The following is a 20912-nucleotide window of genomic DNA, read 5'->3' as shown; positions in this document are numbered from 1 at the left end:
GACGTATATTGTTTTTATAGTACTGATTCTTCTTCATTATTCGTTTCGGGCAGCCTCATAGTCTCCCCTGCTGTTGGATATCTTGTATCCGATGGCATTCAGGCGTTCCGCCAATTGTCTTAGCCCCTCTGCCGCCTCCGCACCGAAAGATGCCTTATTGTCATACAGCGAGTATTTCTCCCGTTGCTCCGTAGGCGAAAGATTGGGCATCACCACATTTGCCCCTGCCTGTATGCCCCGTTCCCGTCCGTCTGCAACGAGCGTAGCCAACGCAGTGGTGGCAGGTATCAATGCTGCCGGATGCATCAGCCGGAAGATGGAGAGCAACCGCAAAGTCATTTCCACACTCCCTGCCGGATAGGACGCAAACGGCGTGTCATGATGCGGTATGAAAGGCCCGATACCGATCATCTCGGGGCGGAACTGCTCGATGAAGAGCACGTCCTCCACCAGATGGTCAACGGTCTGTCCCGGACTGCCTACCATCATACCCGTACCCGTCTGGTAGCCGATTTTTTTTAATCTATATAAACATTGCAACCGTTTGTCATATGACATTACGGCCGGATGGAGCAAGCGGTAATGCTCTTTATTATAGGTTTCGTGACGAAGCAGATAACGGTTTGCACCTGCCCGAAAGAAACGTTCATAGGCATCTCGGAATTTCTCGCCTAAAGACAAAGTGATAGCACAGTCGGGAAACTCACCGTGTATAGCAGAAACTATTTCCTCAATCCACTCATTTGTCATAGAGGACGACTCCCCTCCCTGCAGCACAAAGGTGCGGAAGCCGAGCCTGTACCCCTCGCGGCAACAGTCCAAAATCATCTCCCTGCTTAATTCATAGCGGGGTAACGAACGGTTTCCTATCCGTATGCCGCAATAATAACAGTTATTATGGCATTGATTGCCAATCTCGATAAGTCCTCGAATGAACACCTCGTTACCAAACCGGCCGAACGTCACTTCCTGTGCCTGCATCCGCAGATACTCCAGCGTATCGGCATCCCGGCAAAGGAGAAGTTGCTTGTACTCCCCGGCAGTCAGACGGTGTTCCCTACGGAACTTATCAATCAATTGTATCATACGTCTTCTCCTGCTTGTCCAACTCCTGCACAAACTGACGTTTACCGGCCACGATTTCATTATGTGCGCATGGCCCGGTGATGCATCCACCCTCGCACGCCATTACTTCAATGAATTGTCCGGCAGCCTTGCCCGTCTTGGCATAAGCACGCAATGTTCCTATATTCTTCTTATTCAGATCGGACACCTGAACCGCACTGATCTTATCACCGTCGGCTTTCAGATAAGCCTTCACCGCTCCCATCACTCCACCGGACTGACCGAAGCCATGTGCTTCACGTACGGATGAAAAGTCCACCACATACGATTGAGCCTGTTCCATTTGAATACCCAACCCATCCAATACAGAAGCCACTTCCTCGAATGTCATGACAAAATCCACCGCCTCATCACGTTGCGCTTCCTTGCGTTTCGCCACACACGGGCCGATGAACACCACTTTCGCATCCGGATATTTCTTCTTGGCAATACGGGCTGTATAATACATGGGCGAACCTGTGCCGGACACGTACGGTTTCATGTTCGGAATATGTTTATTCACTAATTCAATATAAGACGGACAGCAGGAAGTAGTCATGAACTTCTGTCCCTCTTCCAGTTTCTCCTGCAATTCATGGGCTTCGTTGCTCACCGTATCCATTGCTCCCTGAGCCACCTCAATAACGTCGGCAAATCCTAAAGCACGAAGTGCTCCGTACACCTTATCTATTGTCGTACCAAACTGTCCTAAGATGGAGGGTGCAACAATGGCTACTATCTTTTCACCTTTACGTATCTTATGCAATACATCGAACACTTGCGATACCTCGAAGATAGCCCCGAACGGACAAGCATTCAGACATTTGCCACAATAAATACACTTTGACTCATCAATATGCTCGATACCCTTTTCATCCTTACTGATAGCTTTTACAGGGCAAGCCTCCTCGCAGGGTACGGGAATGTAGACAATGGCATGATACGGGCAGTTCTTATGGCAAATACCGCAACTGATACATTCGTCATGATCAATCCATGCCTGCCCGTTATCTTTCACGTGTACCGCTTTCTTCGGACAATTGCTCTGACAACTGCGCGCCGTGCATCCGCGACAAAGATTGGTTATCTCATAGTTAATACGCACACATGCCGAGCAGGCTTCATCAATAACACACATGATGTTATCTTTCGGCTTTCCTGTCTCTGCACGTTCCAATGCCTGTCTTGCATATTCAGACAACAGCGTCAGTTCATCCGTTTCATCCTCCATATCCAGTCCGAGCAACGGTAATGATTTGTATTTCCATACGGCACGTTCCTTATGTACACAGCAACGCCCCGCATGCTTTGACCTTCTCGGACTCAGCTCAATAGGAAGCCGGTCTATCTTCTCAACTAATTCATTCGTATTCCACAATTTTACAAGCTCTGTCAACAACCTGTGACGGACAATCATAATGTTGTTCGTAAATGCCATAGTTCTTTATCTGGGTTAGTTAGTTATTACAGGATGCAAAGATAACTATAATTTATAGAGTGTACGGGAAAGATGAACAAGAAAATAAAGAGATTACCGATGAAAAGAACGGTGCTCCTCCACTTTTGAGAATTAATGCCGGCTTTGAAATGGACGTTGAATTGAACATGCAATGAAATAAAAGAGAGAAAGCCATTGCTTATCTATCTAAAGTAACTACTTTTGAACCATAGAAAGAGAACGGTAAACAAATTAAAACCTATCGATTAATGGATACGCACAAAGAAGTTATTTTCGTACTGCTCAATGAATTTGCAGATTGGGAGGGAGCATTTATAGCCTCAAGTCTTCATAGCGGAATAGAACCCGGAAGAGCCAAATATACAGTAAAAACCTTATCGCTCACAAAAGCCCCCGTAGTCTCCATCGGTGGTTTCAAAGTATTGCCCGACTATGACATTCACACGATTCCCGATGAATACGCGGGATTAGTCCTGATAGGCGGCATGAGTTGGTTCACCCCCGAAGCGCAGCTCTTGGTTCCTCTTGTAGAAGATGCCATAGCAAACAGCAAGTTAGTTGCCGGAATATGCAATGCATCCGTTTTTCTGGGTATGCACGGTTTCCTGAATCAAGTAAAACACACCAGCAACACACTGGAATATCTGAAACAATACGCAGGAGAAAACTATACCGGCGAAGCAGGTTACATCAACGAACAAGCTGTCAGAGACGGTAACATAGTAACCGCCAACGGAACCGGATACTTGGAGTTCTGCCGGGAAATACTATACGCTCTGGATGCCGACATACCGGAAAAGATTGAAGACAACTATCTTTTTTCTAAAGTCGGACTGTGTGAACTGATAAAGCAGAGAGGAGAATAACAGATTATACTAAGCAAGCCTAACCATCGACATCAGCAAGCCTAAGCATCAGCATAGGCAGGATTAAGCATGTCCATCCTGAAAAGTAGATCGTTTGACAACTGTCAGACGCATAACTGACAATTGTCAGACACGTGTTTGACAGCTGTCAAACGATCGTCGTACAGTTGGCAGACGATTTAGTTCACAGGAGGCACGAACTTAGCCATACGCACCCTTCGGCTTAAAGGTACGGAGGTGAACGCTTAGACATGGGCATCTGCGAAGCCTTAACTATACCGGCAAAAGACAGGACACGGCAGGCAGACGGGAGGTTTCTTTATTTTTTTGCCAATTAATGAAGGTAAAAAGCATTGATTTTATATCTTTGCAAAAACCATAATCATTAAACGAGACCATGAAAAAGCCCCTTTTTGCAGTTTACTTGTTTTTACTCTTCTCAACCGCACTATATGCAGAGCGAAAAGACATTTTATTGAATAGCGACTGGACGTTCCGCCTCAGTCATCAGATACAGAACAGCGAAGGCAGAAGGGTAGATCTGCCACATACATGGAATGCTCAGGATGCACCGGCGGGCAATCCTGCCTATATACGCGGAATAGGCAACTATAAGAAAACGCTTCATGTATCCGAAGAATGGAAAGGGAAAAGACTTTTCCTTCGTTTCGAGGGTGCAAACAGCATTACCAACCTGTTTATCAACGGGAAGCATTTGGGAGAACACAGAGGAGGATACGGTGCTTTTGTGTTTGAAATCACAGACGATGTAAAATACGGCGCGGATAATATCATCTGGGTACGGGTAAACAATGCAGAGCAACTTGAAGTGATGCCGTTGGTAGGTGATTTCACGTTCTATGGCGGCATTTACCGGGACGTACATTTACTGATAACAGACGGGATTTGTATTTCTCCGTTGGATTATGCTTCTCCGGGAGTATATCTCGTACAAGAATCCGTGACAGACGACGAAGCTAAGGTTTGCGCAAGAGTAAACCTGTCTAACGCTTCTCCCGAAGTCGGTGATGTGGAACTCCGTTTATCAGTACGCGACGGTCAGAAAGTTATTTACGAAACACGCCGGAAAGTATTTTTAGGCAAGCAAGCCACCAATCAGGAGCAAATACGTTTCACACTGACCAAACCTCACTTATGGAACGGGCGACAAGATCCCTTCATGTATCAAACGGAGATTGCCTTGTATAAGGAAGGCAAAGAAATTGATAAAGTAGTACAACCTCTTGGTTTACGGTATTACCACATCGATCCCGACAAAGGATTCTTCTTAAACGGAAAGCATTTACAGTTGAGAGGTGTATGCCGCCATCAAGATCGGGAAGGACTGGGCAATGCGCTGGTAGCGGATCATCATAAAGAAGATGTAGCGTTGATGCTTGAAATGGGTGTCAATGCCGCTCGTCTGGCACACTATCCGCAGGCCGACCTTATGTATGATTTAATGGATAAATACGGTCTGATAGTCTGGGCGGAGATTCCGTTTGTAGGTTCGGGCGGTTATGACGATAAAGGCTTCGTAGACCAACCCTCATTCCGGGAGAACGGTAAGGAGCAGTTAAGAGAACTGATCCGTCAACACTACAACCACCCTTCTATTTGTATGTGGGGACTATTCAACGAACTGAAAGAAATCGGGGACAATCCTGTGGAATATGTGAAGGAACTAAATAAGCTGGCACATCAGGAAGACCCTACGCGTCCTACCACCTCGGCCTGCAATGCTAAAGGAGAATTGAACTTCATTACTGACAATATCGCATGGAACCGTTATGACGGATGGTACGGACAGACTCCCGCTTACTTGGGTGAATGGCTGGACGATATGCATAAACAACACCCTAATATCCATATCGCAGTGAGCGAATATGGCGCCGGAGCAAGCATCTATCATCAACAAGATTCATTGGTACAATCCATTCCTAACAGTTGGTGGCATCCGGAGAATTGGCAAACCTATTACCACATCGAAAACTGGAAAGCGATTTCCGCCCGTCCGTATATATGGGGGAGCTTTATATGGAATATGTTCGACTTTTGTGCAGCCCACCGTACGGAAGGCGACCGTCCGGGTATCAACGACAAAGGTTTGGTTACTTTCGACCGTAAAGTACGTAAAGATGCATTCTATTTTTACAAGGCCAACTGGAATCATGAAGAACCTATGATTTATCTGGCAAGCAAACGCAATATTCACCGCACGAAACGCATACAGACCATACAGGCATTCACCAATCGTCCGGGAGCGGAATTGTTTGTAAACGGAAAGAGTTACGGTAAAGTTACAACGGATAACTATGCTGTTGCAGAATGGAAAGATGTAGAGTTACAACAAGGCAAGAACGATATTCGCGTGATATCTACCGACAAGAAAGGAGCGGTAAGCGACAGTTTTTGTTGCACTTTAGATCCTCTACCCTAACTATCATACAGACTTTCTCCGGTACGGATAATAGTCCGGACTTGCCCTTCCGACATCACCCATTAGTGAGGTCTATCGCTATCTAATAAAAAGTGACAGAGGTACGGTCGATTGTCTGCAAACTCCTATCGCTTGCAAACGATCGACCGTATGCCTTGATTACCCTCTATAAATAAAATATATATTGATATGCCATCATCTTATATAGCGGAATTTATCTATATTTGTAGCAAATATATAGCATTCATAACATGGAATTGAACAGGAACAAAAATGATAAAGCAATAACCACAAGTTTTCATACGAAATAGAATATGAAAAAGAAACTAAAATCATGGCAAGGATGGCTATTGTTTTGTGGTGCAATGGTCATTGTGTTCATCTCGGGTCTGGGTATTTCGGCTTTGATGGAACGAAGAAGCGAATCAGATAGCGTATTTAATAATCGTACAACAATAATAAAAGGGACCGAAGCACGCAACGAAATCTTTAAGAATGACTATCCCCATGAGTATCAGACTTGGAGTGAAACGACAAAAACAGATGTACAGGGTGAATTAAATGGGAATGCCGGGGAAGATGTATTGGAACAGCGCCCGGAAATGGTGATACTTTGGGCAGGATATGCTTTCTCCAAAGATTATTCCAATCCACGCGGACATATGCACGCAATCGATGACATCAGGGCTTCGCTCCGTACCGGTGCACCGGCAACGGATACTGACGGTCCACAGCCTTCTACTTGTTGGACCTGCAAAAGTTCGGATGTCCCCCGTATGATAGAGGCTATCGGGGTAGATGCTTTCTATAATAGTAAATGGGGCGCATTAGGAAGTGAAATCGTTAATCCCATCGGTTGTGCCGACTGCCACGAGCCCGAAAGTATGGACTTGCAAATCACTCGCCCGGCTTTAATCGAGGCTTTCCAACGTCAAGGCAAAGATATCACGAAAGTCACTCCGCAAGAGATGCGATCTTTGGTCTGCGCACAGTGCCATGTGGAATATTATTTCAAAGGTGACGGCAAGTACCTGACTCTTCCTTGGGATAAAGGACTCACAGTAGAAGATATGGAAGCATATTACGATGAGGCGGGTTTCTCTGATTACATTCACAAGCTAAGCCGTACTCCGATATTGAAGGCACAGCATCCCGATTATGAAATTTCAAAGATGGGTATTCACGGACAGCGTGGCGTATCATGCGCCGATTGCCATATGCCTTATAAGAGTGAGGGCAGTGTGAAGTTCAGCGACCATCATGTACAAAGCCCGTTGGCTATGATCGACCGTACTTGCCAGACTTGCCATCGTGAGAACGAAACGACATTGCGCAACAACATTTACGACCGCCAGAGTAAAGCAAACGAAATTCGTAACCGGTTGGAACAAGAATTGGCAAAAGCCCATATCGAAGCAAAGTTTGCCTGGGACAACGGAGCTACTGAAGAACAGATGAAAGATATATTGCCACTAATTCGTCAGGCACAGTGGCGTTGGGATATCGGTACGTCATCTCATGGCGGTTCCTTCCATGCGCCACAGGAAGTACAGCGTATTCTATCTCATGGGCTCGACAGAGCCATGCAAGCCCGTCTTGCCATATCCAAAGTATTGGCAAAGAACGGTTTTATAGATGATGTGCCCATGCCAGATATTTCCACTAAAGCTAAGGCGCAAGAATACATCGGCTTGGATATGGACGCCGAAAAGGCCGCGAAAGACATTTTTTTGAAAACTACCGTACCGGCTTGGTTGGAAAAAGCTAAGGCCAACGGACGTTTGGCACAGAAATAAGCGTATTCTGTATGTGGAAAAAACCGTGGGGATATAAAGAAGGTTTTATCTGCGGAGCAGGTCTGTTAGTCACAGGTTTGCTATTACAAAGTATTACAGGGGGAATACGTTGGGAGTTGTTTGCGTGGTCGATTAATATCATAGTCTTGGCATTGTACTTGTTTCTATTAACGGCAATGCATCTGCTTCGCAAACGGGTATATGCCTTTGAATGGTTAAGTCATTATACGTCCGCCGTTTCTTCTCTCATTTACGTAGCAGCTATCACGGTGCTAATGGGATGTATACGGCAAGTACCTTCCACTCAGTCTCCCGTAGACTTACTCGGGCTTTCAAAGATGCTCTCCTTTTGGCCGTTTGTGTTACTTTACAGCTGGTTGGCATCTGCTTTGGGGTTAACCATTCTCCGTACAAGTTTCCCTTTGAAAGTACGTAAGATACCTTTCCTGCTCAATCATATGGGACTTTTCATAGTCCTGCTGACGACAACCTTCGGTAGTGCAGACTTGCAACGCCTGCGAATGATTACTCAAATAGGAAAGACCGAATGGCGAGCTACGGATGAAAATGGTAAATTGGTTGAACTGCCACTTGCCATCGAGCTGAAAGACTTCACGATTTATGAATATCCTCCCAAGTTAATGTTGATTGATAATAGAACGGGGCAACCTCTTCCTGCAAACGCACCCGAGCACCTACTACTCGAAGACGGAATAACAAGTGGTAAATTATTGGATTGGGAAGTAACCATTCTTCAATCTATTCCCATGGCCGCTTCAGTTGCTACGGAAGATACGTTGAAATATACAGAATTTCATTCAATGGGAGCCACTTATGCCATCTATCTTACAGCTACGAATACAAATACCGGACAAACAAAAAGAGGTTGGGTAAGCAATGGAAGTTTCGCATTCCCTTATAAAGCCTTGCATCTGAATGGAGAAAACAGCCTTGTAATGCCCGAACGCGAGCCTCAACGGTTTGTTTCTGATGTAACAGTCTATACGCAAGAAGGAAGTATTTTGCAAGATACGATCGAGGTAAACCATCCTTTAAAGGTAGCCGGATGGAATATTTATCAGTTGAGTTATGATGAAACAAAGGGACGTTGGAGTAATATCAGTATATTTGAACTGGTACGTGACCCATGGTTACCGTTCGTTTATACCGGAATTATAATGATGGTATTAGGGGCGATCTGCTTATTCATCAATGCTCCCAAAGAGAAAGAAGTATCTTCGGATGAAAAACAAACAGAATACAAAGAGGAGGAAAATATATGAGTTGGGACTACTTTGGAGTGTTCGCCATTGCCGCCCTGCATTTCTGGGGATTCGGTGCCTTTGCCGCCTGGCATGGAAAAAGGCCGACAGCTGTATATGTGTTGACATTGACCGGATTAGCAATCTTCTTTAGTTTCATCATAGCGATGTGGATATCTTTGGAACGTCCTCCTATGCGAACGATGGGAGAAACTCGTTTATGGTACTCTTTTTTCCTTCCATTGGCAGGGCTTATTACTTATAGCCGTTGGAAGTACAAATGGATACTCAGCTTTAGCTTTATTCTTTCATTGGTGTTCATCTGCATTAACCTCTTTAAACCGGAAATACACAATAAGACATTAATGCCTGCCTTGCAAAGTCCGTGGTTTACGCCTCATGTCATTGTTTATATGTTCGCCTATGCCCTTCTTGGAGCTGCTGCGGTAATGGCAGTCCACCTGCTATGGTTCAAGAAAAAAGAAATTGAACGTCGCGAAATGGATTTATGCGATAACTTGACTTACGTAGGACTTGCCTTTATGACTTTGGGGATGCTTTCCGGTGCTGTCTGGGCAAAAGCTGCGTGGGGGCATTATTGGGCTTGGGACCCTAAAGAGACTTGGGCGGCAGCTACCTGGTTTTCTTATCTAGGGTATATCCATTTTCGATTAGGACGTCCTTCAGCACACCGAAAAGCATTAATAGGATTACTTGTTTCATTCTTATTATTGCAAATGTGCTGGTACGGTATCAATTACCTGCCTTCGGCACAAGGAATAAGTATACATACCTATAATGTAGAGTAAAAATACAACTACTATCATTATGCAAAATTTATCTTTCTGTCGTATCCGGCACTGTATCAGCCAAAGAAAGAATTGCAGCGAAGCGACTACCCTTTCCTATTTCGGAATTGACCTCTATACGTCCGGATAATCTTTCAATAATGACTTTACTGATAGATAGTCCCAATCCGGTACCTTGTTCAAATTCATCACTCTTGTAAAAGCGTTCGAAAATCATCATAAGTTCTTTTTCCTCAATACCTCGTCCACTATCTTCTACATATATGCAAACTTCCTTATGCTCTGTATCCAGTCTACATCCTAACTCTATATATCCGCTTTGAGTAAACTTATTGGCATTATTTAAAAAGTTAGTGATAACTTGTATAAAACGGGAACGGTCTATATCAACCGGTAAAGAAAGAGTTTCGTTCAATTCCAGATGGAACTGCAAAGAGGGTTGTATCAACGGTCGGTAAGTTGCATAAATCTCTTCGACAATTTCAGTCATATTCCACCTCTTTATCTCAAAATCCATATAACCGGAATCTAAATGCGATATTTCCAACATATCATTAATAAGCTTCAATAACAGTCCATTGTTATGATTGATAATCCTAAGCATATCTGCTTTTTCTTCCGGACCTATTTCGTTACCGGTTTCTCCTATCAACAAATTGGTAAAACCCACAATTGCATTTAGCGGAGTTCGGATTTCATGACTAATGTTATTCAGGAACGATTGTTTCAATTCCGCTTTTTCAGCCATTTGTTTGGCTAAAATCAGTTGTTGTTCACGGTCTACCAGTTCTTGAATATTCTGCATAATACCGGCCAACACCATTTTTCCTTTAGCATCATTCAAACTGTGGCATCGAAATTCATACCATTGATAATCTTTCTTCTCTAAGCAAGAACAGAGACGGATACGTTGTACTTGTGTACCTGTAGTTCGATACAACATTTCGTAAAGCGAATTTAATAGCTGTAAATCATCCGGATGCACATAATTTGAGAAAGCCGCCTTCGTAAATTGTCGTTGCTGCAATCCTGTCAATCGTGTATAGTTATCATCAAATTCTATGATATCTCCCTGCATATTCCAAAGTGAAATCCTACCGCCATCAGTAGAAAGTGTTAATCGCTTATGGACATCTTCAAGCATTTTCATATTTTTACGCTCAATCAAAGAGCGCCGGTGTACACACAGCAGGCTGATAGATATGAAAACAAATGCCAAAATAAATAATACTCCCAAGAAATAGAGCTCTTTCCGATAATGATCATATAGCGGATAATTGATGATACGGGTATTTTTAGGAACATTTTTTATGCTATGATCTTTATAAGTCGAATAATAACTCCAATCAAGTACATACTCCTTTTCCAGATCCCTGATCTTAGGCATACCGAGTTTCTCCCTATTAATCAGACGAGCAGAAAGATCAACAGCAGCTCGGGCAGAAATCTCCTCCGTTGCCATATAGCCACCTATAATTTTGGTTCCTTCTCCAAAACCTTCACGAATACAACTAAAAGAAGGAATATTCAAGGCATTTACAATCGGCAACGATACCAAATCGAACTTATCCAGCAAGAATGCTTTTTTTGCATGCTCACCTTTAGATCTCTCCATCATAATAAGCAAAGACTTGCCTTTTATATATTGAAACGGACAAAGGCTGATGGTTAACTCATCTTTTTTAATATGTTCGTTGGCCAATGCAGGCATAAGGTTGTAATATTCCACCATATCCTGCATTTCTTTATACTCGTTTTCCAAAGAATATACCGATTGCTGTCCTAAAATCTGCACATTTTTTCTATCAACAAATTTGGTTAGCAAATCAAAGGATTTACGTCCGAGATCAGTTATATCGACATTAAAAATAATCTCCATATCCATATCAGGATGCAATGCCTTTATAAACTCGATATTACGTTTAAAATCCGGTGTATCCCGTAAAATATAAATCTTTTTAGATTCATACTCATTTATAAGTTTTTCATTGGGAAAACTCACATTGCAGGCAACTATCGGGATAGAACTGAGCAACTTGTGCCGGGTTGATAATAGAGAATGTGTAGCTTGATCGCCTATTGTCAGAATCAGATCTATCGGTTTGCTCTTAATAAATTCCAGATACTGCTTTGCATGACTGATCTTCTTTTGCTCATCAAGATGGTTACCATCAAGATAAAATTTATCAAATATAGGTTCTATTCCCTGATTTATAAATTCCTGCTTGAGAAGTTTTTCAAAATTCAAATTGCTGATTTCATTAGCAGAAAATGAATATACAAGAGAAATATGTTTCTTCACTCTGTGGTTCATGACGTACCACTGTTTGCAATTATACCCACATAAAAAGATGCCTAATAAAAGGATAAAGGCAAGTATGTATTTATATTTAAGGTTAGCAATTCCCATGATTTATTTTATGTCGGACAAAAATAATATAAATTTTATAAAGACAGCAACTTATCGCTAATATATATTCTGTTTTCACAAGTAAAAGAAGAAGGCTTTTATTAAGAAGTACAATCTTATACTAAATAGACTGATAATAAAGAGGCCATATGAACGAGCACTTCTTCCTGACGGCTTACTCTGATGAAAATCTTGAAATAAAGGTTGAAAGAACCGACTCGGTATATAAAGAGCGTTCAACCCCATTGAATCATTCGTTTCATAGTTTCACATGATCGGCCGGCATCAATTATAATACCAATACATGGAATCTGAAAGCAAACATTGGTAAAAGTTTTCGTGCCCCATACCCAAAGAATTGGGTTCTGACGGAGTGAACTACCCTCTATTGATATGAGTAGTAGTAATTCATTTCCTGAAAACTGCGCTATTCTCTATCGAGGGGAAAGTTTCTCTTTCCAAGCTACTTTTACCGACAATATCGAGCTGGGCAATTATAACGTTGAAGTTCACAATAACTTCGATCATCACTCACATAGTACGGAAGCTGAAGAATGCGAACTTGAACCGAAGAAGGAAGCTGTAAAGCCATGGGTATATAATCAAGATTTTACAATTCCCGCTAATCAAACGAAATACTCAGTAAATAATACAATACAGGTACCATCAGATATTGATACGGGAAACTATCATTTTATGATAAGACTTACAGATAAGGCAGGATGGCAACAATTGAAGTCCATAAGTATAAAAGTCGAAGATAAATAGCAACTGTTTTTCAGCATACGGTCGATTGATTACAAACGATAGGAGTTTGTGAACAATCGACCGTATCTTTGTCTTCAATCGACCTGATGTTTTTTAAAAACAACCTGATGATTTAAAAAAACATCAAGATGGATTTTTACAGAATCCACCAGTCTTTTATTAATTCGCAAGCAAAAACAAGTTATTCTCATTCATCCTTCAATCCTTCAGTTTGTGAAGTATTACTTGGTTATCAGTGTATTATCCTGAACCTTTCTCTGAAAAAAGATTCAGCCGATAATAAGCATTAAACAATATGCTGAATGATTCCGTCTTTCAGGCTAATCCACTCAATATCAATATAGAATAGGGGTGACTGAAGGATGAAGCTTATAGGCTATAGTTAACCTGAGGAGATAAAGAGAAAGATATATCTATACCTTTGGATAGCACTACATCAGGATTTAGCATAAGATTTTTATCGGTAAATCCAACCTGCAATATAGCTACGAAATTGTTACTTTTCCGAGATTCTAAAATCTAAGTAACGATTTAGAAACGATTTTTGTATGCAAGATGGCTTTGGTTGTATTTTATCGAAGTGAGGAAAAAGCAAAAGCTCTGAAATCTTTCTCCCACTAATAACCCCACGTGTGCAATTCGTTAGATTGCTTGGTGTTGCGGTGGTTGTTTGAGTTGGTGCAAACATACAATTAAATTATGAAGCTTACTATACAGTTGATACAAAATTATGAAGATGATTGCAAAAAGCTATTATTTGCTACAACTATAATATTACATCATATACCACTACTAATCAGTTAGTTATAATGTAATTATTAAAAAAGGGTAACGCTTTAGCAACGTGTTATCCACCTTCGTTTGCATAAAAAATCCAGTATTTCAAATAACCTGTAACAAATATACTGCATTATTCTAGTTTATCAAGAATTTACTGTCTTTTTAAATAATCTCAATCCAAAAACATCAACACATAACAACCTATTTATTAACTTATAAAAAACACCTATAGCAAGATACATAAAGTCCAACAACATGAAATATCAATCTATTTATCTAGAATACAATCTCCTATTTTCCTACGTTTTTATAAGCAGAAGGATTAATACCTTCATGCCTTTTAAAGAATTTGGATAAATGGCTTACATCTGTAAAACCAAATTCATCCGCAATTTCTTTCAACTTGATTTCTCCGGTCTCTAATCTGCGCTTGATGAGTTGTAATTGCATCTTTTCGATATATTCTTTATAACTTATCTCGAAATTCCGCTTGAAATAAGTACTGAAATAAGATGGCGAAATATTAAAATTATTAGCAATCATATTGATGGAAATACAGTCACGGTTAGATATATTCTCTTGAATATATGCTGCTATATGAGCGTTAGTTGGAGTTTTCTTCTTTAATTCAATATTTCGGTTCTCAATGTATTCCTTTATCATTCCGAAAATGGAAAGAATATGATAATACACAATAGACGAACGAAGTACGTTAATCGTTGAATTATATAGGATAATATTCTCAAAAATATTCTTCAATATAGTTTGGCAAGGCTCACTCACTGTTATCTTATCCTCTTTCAGCCATTGAATTTCCATGATGGAAGTTGGAGTTATTTCTCGCGAAAAGGACTTATGGGAGCGGTCATAAGTCTCAAAATAGCTTGAAGTAAATTTAATATAGGTAAAGCGCGTTACAGTTTTTACTGTGAAATAATGGCGGTCACCGGGTGCAAGCAGAAATAAATCCCCTTTTTCATATGGAATTGTAACTTCATTAAAGACATGCACCCCACACCCATAATGAATATAGATGATTTCAAAATGATCTTGGGCATGTAATTCGCAAGAATATTCTTCCTCAATTACATCTATAATCTTTAATGATTCAAACTGGCTGCACTTTCTCATAGCGCAAATATACAAAATAATATAATGTAAATACAAGTATTTCAATCCTATTTCTGCCTACCTTTGCCCAATAATCATTAACTAAATAACAGAAAATGAAAAAGATAACATTATTATCAATGATTTTAGGTACCTTTTTAATTACTTCATGTATGGAAAATAGTAAAAAATCAGACAAAGCAGTCTTCACACAGAATGAAGACAGCACGAGTACCACAGGCTGGCAATCTCATTACGACCGGATGGAAGCAACCGACCTTCCTGATAACGTAATAGACTTAATAGGCAAGCAATGGATGCTGGTGACAGCAGGGAATAAAAGTTCTTATAACACAATGACAGCAGCGTGGGGAGCGGTTGGCTATATGTGGAGCAGACCATCTACTTTTATCGTAGTCCGTGATTCAAGGCATACTTATCAATTTTTGCAACGAGAAGAAAGTTTTACATTAAGTTTTTTTACAGAAGAATATCGGGGAGCACTTAGAATTTGTGGAACAAAATCGGGACGAGATACTGATAAAGTGTCAGAAGCAGGGTTGACCCCATTGGAAACCCCTTCCGGACTAATGAGTTTTGAAGAGGCTCGAATGATTATAGAATGTAAGAAAATGTTCGTTCAAGAGATGGACTATGCAAATTTGACTCAACCTTATAAAGAGAAAATTATGGAAGAATCTTATAACAACGAGCCTTCTAAACACCAACTCTTTATTTCAGAAATAACCAATATATGGATAAAGAAATAAAAAATAAATTAGTTGCACGTAATTCGTTCCGACGGTATTGCAGGACGGTTCATTTTCATCTATCCTTTTTCTTTATGGGAGTGATTCTTATTTATGCAGTATCAGGCATAACGATGAATCATTTAAAGGATTTTAATCCGAAATACTATATAACTGTAAACAATTATACGGTGAAGGGGACATTCCCTACCTCCCATAAATTTAATAAAAATGAAATAATACAGTTGTTAAAAGATGTAGGCGAGCAGGATAATTATATTAAACATTTTTATCCGAATAACTCAACGCTGAAAGTTTTCTTGAAAAGTGGTTCATCCTATGTTCTTGATACTCAAACAGGAAACGTTGCTTATGAAGGAATAAAGAAAAGACCGGTTTTTTATCAACTCTCATTTCTCCATTATAACCCGGGAACATGGTGGACCTATTTCTCAGACCTATTTGCGGTATGTCTTATATTGATATGTATAAGCGGTATTCTAATGAATAAAGGTAAACGAGGTTTGTTCGGAATAGGAGGAATTGATTTATTAGCAGGTATATTAATCCCTGTGCTGGCTTTAATTTTATAGATAAATTACATAATAAAATGGATGCAAAATTCAAAAGTTCAATTTATGGGATTATTGCAGCAATCAGCTATGGGACAAATCCACTTGGGGCATTATCTCTTTATGAAGCCCGAATAAACACTAAGTCTGTATTATTTTACCGCTTCTTACTTGCGGTTTTTTTCTCGGTGGGTTAATGTTTATACAAAATAAATCGTTCAGGGTTACCCGAAAAGAATTAGGGATTTTGGCAGGGTTAGGAATTTTGTTTGCGGCATCTTCGCTGACCCTGTTTCTAAGTTTCCACTACATGGATGCAGGAATAGCGTCTACAATTCTGTTCGTATATCCTGTTATTGTAACTGTCATCATGGCTATTTTCTTTAAAGAAAAAACATCTTTAATTACGGTTTCATCTATTCTTTTGGCTATTGGGGGCATAGGACTGTTATACAAAGGGAATAATGGTAGCGTGTTAAATGCAACGGGAGTATCGCTTGTTATGCTATCCTCCCTTTCTTATGCACTTTATATAGTTGCTGTAAATAAATCCTCTTTAAGAATGTCATCTATAAAGTTAACGTTTTATGTTCTGCTATTTTGTACATTAACTATCATAGTTCAATCATTTTTTGACAGCAACAATCATTTACAGTTACTTACAACCTCTTCTATTTGGATGTTTGCTATAATGCTTGCATTGGTTCCTACTATTATATCCTTAGTATTTATGGTAATTGCAGTACGTCAAATAGGTTCAACACCTACTGCTATCATGGGCGCATTGCCTAAAACCGCTATTTTTTGCCGAAGTGGAGAAAAATAAAAAACTCTGAAATCCTTGAATTTCAGAGCTTGCTTTAATCTACTATTTGCTTTGCGGTGCGTACGAGACTCGAACTCGTGACCCCATGCGTGACAGGCATGTATTCTAACCAACTGAACTAACGCACCAAAATTTATTTTATCGCATCTCTCTCGATTGCGGATGCAAAGGTAGAGATATTTTTTAGAATTCCAAATCTATAAGAGAAAAAAAATAAAAAAACATTCCTTAGATAAAGAAAGTGTAATTTGCAAGAACACAAAATTGTTACTGCTTACACTCATCATACAAACTTTATGCTATATTTTTCAATTATTTTATTATAAATCGTTATATTTGCGACCTATAATTAATCACAAATGACAACTAACGATCAAAATAATAAAACAACAGCGAAGTTATTACTTCATTGCCCCGACAGACCGGGAATTGTAGCAGAAATAACTGATTTTATCACTGTCAATAGAGGAAACATCATTTACCTTGACCAGCACGTAGACCATATAGAGAATATATTCTTCATGCGTATCGAATGGGAATTAAAAAGGTTTATCATCCCCAAAGAAAAGATAGAAGACTATTTCGAAACTTTATACGCACAGAAATACGACATGAGTTTTCGACTTTATTTCTCGGATGTGAAACCTCGTATGGCTATATTCGTTTCTAAAATGTCACATTGTTTATATGATATGCTGGCACGATACACCGCCGGAGAATGGAATGTGGAAATACCTTTAATTATAAGTAATCATCCGGATTTGCAACCTATCGCAGAAAGATTCGATATACCTTTCCATCTCTTTCCCATTACAAAAGAAAATAAGTTGGAACAGGAACAGAAAGAGATGGAACTACTTGCCAAATATCGTGTTAACTTTATTGTGTTGGCACGTTATATGCAAGTAATCTCTGAAAATATGATAAAGGCATACCCTAACCGGATCATCAATATACATCACTCTTTCCTACCTGCATTTGTGGGAGCAAAACCATATCATGCAGCCTTTGAGCGTGGTGTTAAGATTATTGGAGCAACCAGTCACTATGTTACTACAGAATTGGATGCAGGACCTATCATTGAACAAGATGTAGTGCGTATCACACATAAAGATTCTATCCAAGAACTGATAAACAAAGGTAAGGACTTAGAAAAGATCGTATTATCCAGAGCTGTACAAAAACATATCGAACGAAAAGTATTGGCATATAAAAATAAAACCGTTATATTCAACTAATTATGAAAGTCGCTGTTATCAAATACAATGCAGGAAATATTTATTCAGTGGATTATGCACTGAAACGATTGGGTATTGACGCAGTTATTACTTCAGACAAGGAACAACTGCTTAAAGCAGACAAAGTAATCTTTCCCGGCGTAGGTGAAGCAGCAACAACAATGGAACATCTTCATAAAAACAACCTGGATACTTTTATAAAAGAGCTGAAACAACCGGTATTAGGGATATGTCTGGGTATGCAATTAATGTGCAACCATTCGGAAGAAGGTAACGCCGACTGCCTTGATATCTTTCACGTCAATGTAAAAAAGTTCAGCCGGACATCCCATGCAGAAAAAGTTCCGCATATGGGTTGGAATACGATAACAGACACTAACAGTGGTCTATTCAAAGGATTTACAAAAGAAGAATATGTCTATTTTGTACATAGCTTTTATGTTCCCTTGAATGAATATACGGCAGCTCAGACTGATTATATTCTTCCTTTCAGTGCCGCTCTACATAAAGATAACTTCTATGCAACGCAGTTCCATCCTGAAAAAAGTGGTAGCGTAGGCGAAAGGATCTTGAGAAATTTTCTAGATTTATAATTGTATTTACATTATTATATATATGATAGAACTGATTCCGGCAATCGACATTATAGCAGGTAAATGCGTCAGACTCTCACAGGGCGACTACAAAAGCAAAAAGGTTTATAATGACAGTCCCGTAGAGGTGGCAAAAGAATTTGAGGCGAATGGTATAAGCAGAATACATATTGTTGATTTGGACGGTGCCGCTTCCCATCATATTGTAAATTACCGTATATTAGAACAAATCGCCTCGCAGACATCTCTTACCATTGATTTCGGAGGAGGCATTAAAAGTGATGATGATTTAAAGATAGCTTTCGACAACGGAGCCCAAATGGTTACAGTAGGCAGTATTGCTGTTAAACAGCCTGATTTATTTCTGCACTGGCTGAACCAATATGGTAATGAAAAAATAATCCTTGGCGCTGATGTCAAAAATAAAAAGGTTGCAGTAAACGGATGGAAAGAGGATAGCGCCCATAAGCTTCTCCCCTTTTTGAATGATTATGTTCACAAAGGAGTTTACAAAGTGATTTGTACGGATATTAGTCAAGACGGAATGTTGCAAGGTCCTTCTATAGACTTATATAAAGAGATTCTTGAACATACACCCGAGATTTACCTGATAGCAAGCGGCGGAGTTAGCTGCATAGATGACATCATAGCATTGGAAGAAGCCAAGATACCGGCAGTCATCTTCGGCAAGGCATTGTATGAAGAACGAATTTCATTAAAAGAACTTTCCCGTTTTATTTAAATCAATAATACCATGTTAGCAAAAAGAATCATACCCTGCTTAGATATCAAAGACGGACAAACGGTGAAAGGCACAAACTTCGTCAATCTCCGTCAGGCAGGTGATCCGGTCGAACTAGGAAAAGCATACAGTGAACAAGGCGCAGACGAACTGGTTTATCTGGATATTACGGCAAGCCACGAAGGAAGAAAAACATTCACGGAATTAGTGAAACGAATTGCAGCAAATATCAGCATACCTTTCACCGTAGGTGGCGGTATAAACGAATTGCAGGACGTAGATCGTTTATTAAATGCAGGAGCTGATAAAGTCTCCATTAATTCTTCCGCCATACGTAACCCACAGCTTATCGATGAAATCGCACGGAACTTTGGCGTTCAGGTTTGTGTTGTGGCTATTGATGCCAAACAAACAGGTACAGGATGGAAATGCTTTCTAAACGGCGGACGTATAGAAACAGATAAATATCTCTATGATTGGGCTAAAGAAGCAGCCGATAGAGGAGCAGGTGAGATACTGTTTACAAGTATGGACCATGACGGGGTTAAAACCGGATATGCTAATGAAGCACTCGCTGTTCTTTCAGAAAGGCTTCCGATTCCCGTTATCGCATCCGGTGGTGCAGGCAAAATGGAACATTTTAAAGATGCGTTCAATCAGGGAAAAGCTGATGCTGCATTGGCTGCCAGTGTTTTTCACTTCGGAGAAATTAAAATTCCCGAATTAAAAAACTATCTTTGCAAACAAGGAATTAATATAAGGAAGTAAGACATAGAATTTAAAACTAAAAAACATGGATTTGGATTTCAACAAGATGAACGGATTGATTCCTGCTATTATTCAGGACAACTATACTTCTAAAGTTCTTATGCTCGGCTTTATGAATCAAGAGGCATATACAAAAACTGTAGAAACAGGAAAAGTCACATTCTTTAGCCGCACCAAGAACCGTTTGTGGACGAAAGGAGAAGAAAGCGGTAATTTCTTGAATGTAGTTTCCATCAAAGAAGATTGCGACAAAGACACTTTATTAATAAAGGTAAATCCTGTAGGTCCTGTTTGTCATACAGGAACAGATACCTGCTGGGGCGAACAGAATGAAGAAGACATCATGTTCCTTAAATATCTGCAAGACTTCATAGAGAAACGCCACAAAGAAATGCCGGAAAAGTCTTATACTACTTCCCTATTCCAATCCGGAGTAAACCGTATGGCGCAAAAAGTTGGGGAAGAAGCCGTAGAAACCGTGATAGAAGCAACTAACGGTACTGATGACAGACTTATTTATGAGGCCTCCGATCTTATTTATCACCTGATAGTACTACTCACATCCAAAGGTTATCGTATAGAAGACCTTGCCCGTGAACTGAAAAAGAGACATAAATAAT

Annotated in this window: 19 protein-coding genes and 1 tRNA gene; 15 read left to right on the top strand and 5 right to left on the bottom strand. The window is 40.1% G+C overall.

Annotated features, from left to right (window positions below; all coding sequences use genetic code 11):
• Positions 1 to 36: 36 nt before the first annotated feature.
• Both hydE and DXB63_RS02290 read right to left on the bottom strand, forming a co-directional pair.
• Positions 37 to 1086, bottom strand: a complete 1050-nt coding sequence (hydE, locus tag DXB63_RS02295) for a [FeFe] hydrogenase H-cluster radical SAM maturase HydE (RefSeq protein WP_122124764.1) — start codon at positions 1084 to 1086, stop codon at positions 37 to 39.
• The gene (locus DXB63_RS02290) at positions 1070 to 2542 is read right to left on the bottom strand and encodes a 4Fe-4S dicluster domain-containing protein (RefSeq protein WP_122124763.1); all 1473 of its coding nucleotides are present in this window, start codon (positions 2540 to 2542) and stop codon (positions 1070 to 1072) included. The genes hydE and DXB63_RS02290 overlap by 17 nt, the downstream gene beginning before the upstream one ends.
• A gap of 269 nt (positions 2543 to 2811) precedes the next feature.
• Between DXB63_RS02290 and DXB63_RS02285 the strand changes: the two genes are divergently transcribed.
• From DXB63_RS02285 to DXB63_RS02265, 5 genes are all read left to right on the top strand, one after another.
• Entirely contained in the window at positions 2812 to 3429 is a 618-nt protein-coding gene (locus DXB63_RS02285; protein ID WP_122124762.1) for a type 1 glutamine amidotransferase family protein, read from the top strand.
• A gap of 397 nt (positions 3430 to 3826) precedes the next feature.
• Positions 3827 to 5869, top strand: coding sequence for a glycoside hydrolase family 2 TIM barrel-domain containing protein (locus DXB63_RS02280; RefSeq protein WP_122124761.1), 2043 nt, complete (start codon positions 3827 to 3829; stop codon positions 5867 to 5869).
• Between the two features lie 314 nt (positions 5870 to 6183).
• The gene (gene nrfA / locus DXB63_RS02275; protein ID WP_122124760.1) at positions 6184 to 7665 is read left to right on the top strand and encodes an ammonia-forming cytochrome c nitrite reductase; all 1482 of its coding nucleotides are present in this window, start codon (positions 6184 to 6186) and stop codon (positions 7663 to 7665) included.
• 11 nt (positions 7666 to 7676) lie between these two features.
• Positions 7677 to 8948, top strand: a complete 1272-nt coding sequence (locus DXB63_RS02270; protein WP_122124759.1) for a cytochrome c biogenesis protein ResB — start codon at positions 7677 to 7679, stop codon at positions 8946 to 8948.
• A complete protein-coding gene (locus DXB63_RS02265; RefSeq protein WP_122124758.1) occupies positions 8945 to 9736 on the top strand; it encodes a cytochrome c biogenesis protein in 792 nt (263 codons plus the stop codon). Before DXB63_RS02270 ends, DXB63_RS02265 begins: the two co-directional genes overlap by 4 nt.
• A 28-nt stretch (positions 9737 to 9764) precedes the next feature.
• Here the strand turns inward: DXB63_RS02265 and DXB63_RS02260 are convergent, their stop codons facing one another.
• Complete coding sequence (locus tag DXB63_RS02260; protein ID WP_122124757.1) at positions 9765 to 12146, bottom strand: PAS domain-containing sensor histidine kinase; 2382 nt, start codon at positions 12144 to 12146, stop codon at positions 9765 to 9767.
• A 393-nt stretch (positions 12147 to 12539) separates the two neighbouring features.
• Between DXB63_RS02260 and DXB63_RS02250 the strand changes: the two genes are divergently transcribed.
• Entirely contained in the window at positions 12540 to 12914 is a 375-nt protein-coding gene (locus DXB63_RS02250) for a DUF4625 domain-containing protein (RefSeq protein WP_122124756.1), read from the top strand.
• A 1071-nt stretch (positions 12915 to 13985) separates the two neighbouring features.
• Here DXB63_RS02250 and DXB63_RS02245 read toward each other — a convergent pair.
• Entirely contained in the window at positions 13986 to 14825 is an 840-nt protein-coding gene (locus DXB63_RS02245) for an AraC family transcriptional regulator (protein ID WP_122124755.1), read from the bottom strand.
• A gap of 95 nt (positions 14826 to 14920) precedes the next feature.
• Here DXB63_RS02245 and DXB63_RS02240 point away from each other — a divergent pair, with 95 nt between their 5' ends.
• The 4 genes from DXB63_RS02240 to DXB63_RS02230 are packed head-to-tail and all read left to right on the top strand — an operon-like array spanning position 14921 to position 16951.
• Positions 14921 to 15574, top strand: coding sequence for a flavin reductase family protein (locus DXB63_RS02240; RefSeq protein ID WP_122124754.1), 654 nt, complete (start codon positions 14921 to 14923; stop codon positions 15572 to 15574).
• Complete coding sequence (locus DXB63_RS02235) at positions 15559 to 16146, top strand: PepSY-associated TM helix domain-containing protein (RefSeq protein ID WP_122124753.1); 588 nt, start codon at positions 15559 to 15561, stop codon at positions 16144 to 16146. The genes DXB63_RS02240 and DXB63_RS02235 overlap by 16 nt, the downstream gene beginning before the upstream one ends.
• A 17-nt stretch (positions 16147 to 16163) precedes the next feature.
• Positions 16164 to 16322 (top strand): hypothetical protein, encoded by a 159-nt coding sequence (locus DXB63_RS18175; protein ID WP_233522738.1) that lies wholly within the window; start codon positions 16164 to 16166, stop codon positions 16320 to 16322.
• Positions 16322 to 16951 (top strand): EamA family transporter, encoded by a 630-nt coding sequence (locus DXB63_RS02230; protein ID WP_233522737.1) that lies wholly within the window; start codon positions 16322 to 16324, stop codon positions 16949 to 16951. Before DXB63_RS18175 ends, DXB63_RS02230 begins: the two co-directional genes overlap by 1 nt.
• 54 nt (positions 16952 to 17005) lie before the next feature.
• Here the strand turns inward: DXB63_RS02230 and DXB63_RS02225 are convergent.
• Positions 17006 to 17079 (bottom strand) — tRNA-Asp (locus tag DXB63_RS02225).
• Positions 17080 to 17310: 231 nt separating this feature from the next.
• Here DXB63_RS02225 and purU point away from each other — a divergent pair.
• Genes purU through hisIE form a run of 5 tightly spaced genes read left to right on the top strand, consistent with a single transcriptional unit; the run spans position 17311 to position 20911 of the window.
• Entirely contained in the window at positions 17311 to 18189 is an 879-nt protein-coding gene (gene purU / locus DXB63_RS02220; protein WP_122124752.1) for a formyltetrahydrofolate deformylase, read from the top strand.
• 2 nt (positions 18190 to 18191) lie between these two features.
• On the top strand, positions 18192 to 18782 hold the full coding sequence (gene hisH / locus DXB63_RS02215; protein ID WP_122124751.1) for an imidazole glycerol phosphate synthase subunit HisH: 591 nt from the start codon (positions 18192 to 18194) through the stop codon (positions 18780 to 18782).
• Positions 18783 to 18804: 22 nt separating this feature from the next.
• Positions 18805 to 19524 (top strand): 1-(5-phosphoribosyl)-5-[(5-phosphoribosylamino)methylideneamino]imidazole-4-carboxamide isomerase, encoded by a 720-nt coding sequence (hisA, locus tag DXB63_RS02210; RefSeq protein ID WP_122124750.1) that lies wholly within the window; start codon positions 18805 to 18807, stop codon positions 19522 to 19524.
• A 12-nt stretch (positions 19525 to 19536) separates the two neighbouring features.
• On the top strand, positions 19537 to 20292 hold the full coding sequence (gene hisF, locus DXB63_RS02205; protein WP_122124749.1) for an imidazole glycerol phosphate synthase subunit HisF: 756 nt from the start codon (positions 19537 to 19539) through the stop codon (positions 20290 to 20292).
• Positions 20293 to 20317: 25 nt separating this feature from the next.
• Positions 20318 to 20911, top strand: coding sequence for a bifunctional phosphoribosyl-AMP cyclohydrolase/phosphoribosyl-ATP diphosphatase HisIE (hisIE, locus tag DXB63_RS02200; RefSeq protein WP_122124748.1), 594 nt, complete (start codon positions 20318 to 20320; stop codon positions 20909 to 20911).
• Position 20912: the final 1 nt, after the last annotated feature.

Source organism: Bacteroides sp. OM05-12 (assembly GCF_003438995.1).
GTDB lineage: Bacteria > Bacteroidota > Bacteroidia > Bacteroidales > Bacteroidaceae > Bacteroides.
The sequence above is the reverse complement of the archived record's forward strand: the minus strand, read 5'-3'. Positions and strand labels throughout refer to the sequence as shown.